1 tRNA gene and 2 rRNA genes are annotated in these 3,620 nt (G+C 52.4%); all 3 read right to left on the minus strand.

What is annotated here, in order from left to right:
* Positions 1–48 precede the first annotated feature (48 nt).
* Positions 49–2,944 (minus strand): 23S ribosomal RNA (locus HMPREF9333_RS11785).
* Between the two features lie 432 nt (positions 2,945–3,376).
* Positions 3,377–3,449, minus strand: a tRNA-Ala gene (locus HMPREF9333_RS11790).
* 7 nt (positions 3,450–3,456) lie between these two features.
* A 5S ribosomal RNA gene (rrf, locus tag HMPREF9333_RS11795) occupies positions 3,457–3,574 on the minus strand.
* Between the last annotated feature and the right edge of the window lie 46 nt (positions 3,575–3,620).

Raw genomic sequence — 3,620 nt, forward strand, 5'->3', positions numbered from 1 at the left:
CCCGTACCCTCAAAACCGCATATCAGACAAAATCCACATGCTCCAGCCTCTGGTTAAACCCTCGACCTATTAGTAACGCCTGGCTTAGTACATTGCTGCACTTACACCTGCGTCCTATCAACCTCGTAGTCTTCAAGGGGTCTTAACGCTTACGCGCGGGAGGTCTCATCTTAGGGGGGGCTTCACGCTTAGATGCTTTCAGCGTTTATCCCTTCCCGACTTGGCTTCCCTGCCATGGGGTTGCTCCCCAACAGGCATACCAGCGGTCGGTCCGTCCCGGTCCTCTCGTACTAGGAACGGCTCCCCTCAAACTTCCTGCGCCCACGCCGGATAGGGACCGAACTGTCTCACGACGTTCTGAACCCAGCTCGCGTACCGCTTTAATGGGCGAACAGCCCAACCCTTGGGACCTGCTACAGCCCCGGGATGCGATGAGCCGACATCGAGGTGCCAAACCACTCCGTCGATGTGAACTCTTGGGAGTGATAAGCCTGTTATCCCCAGGGTAGCTTTTATCCGTTGAGCGATGGCAATCCCACTTTCTGCCACCGGATCACTAAGCCCCAGTTTCCTGCCTGCTCCAGCCGTCGCTGTCGCAGTCAGGCCCCCTTCTGCCTTTGCACTCTGCGGATGGTTTCCGTCCATCCTGAGGGGACCTTTGGGCGCCTCCGATACCCTTTCGGAGGCGACCGCCCCAGTCAAACTCCCCGCCTGGCATTGTCCGCATGCCGGTTTACGGCTCTGCGTTAGAAACCCGGTAGTGCGGGGGTGGTATCCCAACATCGGCTCTGCATCGGCTGGCGCCAATGCTTCATAGCCTCCCACCTATCCTGTACGGGCACTACCGTGTCCCAGCACCAAGCTGGAGTAAAGCTCCATGGGGTCTTTCCGTCCTGGCGCGGGCTGCCAGCATCTTCACTGGCACTTCAATTTCACCGGGTCCATCGTCGAGACAGCGCCCAAATCATTACGCCTTTCGTGCGGGTCGGAACTTACCCGACAAGGAATTTCGCTACCTTAGGACCGTTATAGTTACGGCCGCCGTTTACCGGGGCTTGGATTTAGAGCTTTGGTTTCCCTCACCCCTCCTCTTGACCTTCCGGCACCGGGCAGGCGTCAGCCCATATACTTCACCTTTCGGTTTCGCATAGACCTGTGTTTTTGCTAAACAGTTGCTTGGGCCTCTTTTCTGCGGCCGGCTTTTAATGCCGGCACCCCTTCTCCCTAAGTTACGGGGTCATTTTGCCGAGTTCCTTGACGATGCTTCTCCCGTCGGCCTTGGGATTCTCTCCCCATCCACCTGTGTCGGTTTACGGTACGGGTGTAGGCAGCTTTATAGCGGCTTTTCTTGGCGGACTCTACTCCGGCTTTGCTACTTATGTTCGCTCGGACTCACACAGCTTATTTCTAAAGGGGGTTTTTCCTCCCTTCCCTAAACTGTATTTACCCCGGATACTGCTTACCCGGGTCCGGTATCGCTATCCGCGTCCCCACATTTCTGACTGCTTACAGTACAGGACTTTCCACCTGTTGTCCATCGGCTACGCCTTTCGGCCTCGCCTTAGGTCCCGACTCTCCCCGGGCAGATCAGCTTTACCCGGGAAACCTTGGATATTCGGCCGTGGGGATTCTCACCCCACTCTCGCTACTCATTCCGGCATTCTCCCTTCCTGTAACTCCACTATCCCTTTCGGCACAGCTTCTTTGCTCTCAGGAATGCTCCCCTACCGATGCCTTGCGGCATCCCCGTGTTTCGGTGCTGCGTTTTAGCCCCGGACATTTTCGGCGCAGGACCTCTCGACTAGTGAGCTGTTACGCACTCTTTAAACGTATGGCTGCTTCTAAGCCAACGTCCTAGCTGTCTGGGAAATCTCACATCCTTTTCCACTTAACGCATACTTTGGGACCTTAACTGCGGGTCTGGGCTCTTTCCCTCTCGGCCGTCCGACTTATCTCATACGGCCTGACTCCGCAGGATCATCTGTGCGGCATTCGGAGTTTGGTATCTCTTGGTAGGCTTTGACGCCCCCGCAAGAATCCAGTGCTCTACCTCCGCCAGACTCCCTGCAGGCTAGTCCTAAAACTATTTCGGGGAGAACCAGCTATCTCCGGGTTCGATTGGAATTTCTCCCCTATCCACACCTCATCCCCACCCTTTTCAACGGATGTGGGTTCGGTCCTCCATCCGCCTTTACGCGGACTTCAACCTGGACATGGATAGATCACCCGGTTTCGGGCCTGCACCTACCGACTTGACGCCCTATTAGGACTTGGTCTCCCTACGGCTTCACACTTTTAGTGCTTAACCTTGCCGGCACGTGCAGCTCGCCGGACCGTTCTACAAAAAGTACGCGGTCGCACACTATTGTATGCTTCCACAGTATGTAAACACAGGGTTTCAGGTTCTCTTTCACTCCCCTCCCGGGGTCCTTTTCACCTTTCCATCACTGTACTGTTCTCTATCGGTCACTGGGTAGTATTTTGCCTTGGGGGGTGGTCCCCCCTGCTTCCCACGAGGTTCCACGTGTCTCATGGTACTCTGGATACTGCCAGCTTATTCCTGCCTTCCCCTACACGGCTTTCACGCTCTATGGCCGGATTTCCCAAATCCGTTCGGGTGGCTGGAGTTTTGCCTTTTGCAGTCCTCAACCCCACAGCACTCGTGCTGTGGTTTGGGCTTTTTCCGGTTTCGCTCGCCGCTACTTCCGGAATCGATCTTTCTTTCTTTTCCTCCGGCTACTTAGATGTTTCAGTTCGCCGGGTTCCCCTGCCGCAGTTATGTATTGGCTGCGGCATATCCGGGCTTTCCCCGGATAGGTTGCCCCATTCAGATACCTGTGGATCAATGGGTATTTGCCCCTCCCCACAGATTTTCGCAGCTTGTCACGTCTTTCTTCGGCTCCCAGTGCCAAGGCATCCTCCCTGTGCTCTTTTTGTTTAACCAGACTGTCCCTCCCGCCCGGAGGAACTTTACCGGGATATTAGCGTATATCCCCTCTGGCCGGTCTGCATGTGTTTCACGGTTTATCACCGCTTACTACATGTCTGCATGTTTCTTCTTTCTTATAGGCTTGCCCATATCTTTATTTTTTATATACATATGATAATTCATACTACAATACAAAGTTACGGACTTACCTCTGATGTCTGATGCCTTAAGCAGCTACAATATATTATACATTATGCAGCTCTTTTGGCATCGCTTATGTCTGATATGCGATTTTCAAGGTACGGTTTTTTACTGTTGGTATCAGTAAATTTATCTCATGACTTATATATAAAATATATAACACATAAATATATAATTCATGTATATACTTTATAAATATAGCTCAGACAAAAAACAAAGTTTTTTTAACAGCACAAGCCATGACAGTGGAGATGGAGAGATTCGAACTCTTGACCCCCTGCTTGCAAGGCAGGTGCTCTCCCAACTGAGCTACACCCCCATTTTAAATCCGGCATCCACCCGCTCTCCCATGCCGTCTCCAGCATAGTACCATAGGCCGTCTGAGTCTTAACCTTCGTGTTCGGTATGTTTACGGGTGTTTCCCCCAAACGCATCGACACCGGAATCTTTTTTAATCTTCTTTAATAATTTTAATTCTTTTCAAATTTTA

Source organism: Johnsonella ignava ATCC 51276 (assembly GCF_000235445.1).
Lineage (GTDB): Bacteria > Bacillota > Clostridia > Lachnospirales > Lachnospiraceae > Johnsonella > Johnsonella ignava.